Origin of the sequence: Desulforhabdus sp. TSK (genome assembly GCF_022836495.1) — a bacterium.
Lineage (GTDB): Bacteria > Desulfobacterota > Syntrophobacteria > Syntrophobacterales > Syntrophobacteraceae > Desulforhabdus.
In genome coordinates this window covers 1-360 of the sequence record NZ_BQXM01000211.1, presented here as the reverse complement: position 1 = coordinate 360, position 360 = coordinate 1, and the positions used below count along the sequence as shown (strand labels likewise).

The 360-nt window shown below is 60.0% G+C and carries 1 pseudogene; it reads left to right on the top strand.

The features are described 5' to 3' along the window. Nucleotides 1–360 (top strand): annotated as a pseudogene (locus MWC30_RS22135) (Fe-S-binding domain-containing protein); the annotation flags it as partial.

Genomic DNA, 360 nt, shown 5'->3' with positions numbered 1-360 from the left:
CCATGGGGGTGCCGGGGCTGAACGGGTTTGTGGGCGAGCTGCTGATCCTCATCGGCGCCTTCAAGGCCTCCGTGGGCTACGGGCTCCTATCCACCATCGGGCTCATGCTGGGGGCCATCTACCTTCTCTGGATGTACAAGCGGGTCATGTACGGGGAGATCACGAAGGAGGAAAATAAGGGCCTCAAGGATATGACCTCCCGGGAGTACGCGTATTTACTCCCCATCATCGTTTTCATCGTCTGGATCGGCGTGAGCCCGAGGCCCTTTTTGAACAAGATGGACGCCTCGGTTCAGCATCTTTTGCAGGTCGTGAGCAGTCCCGGCGCGGTGGCGGATGCCGGGGGAGTTACGGGGCTAA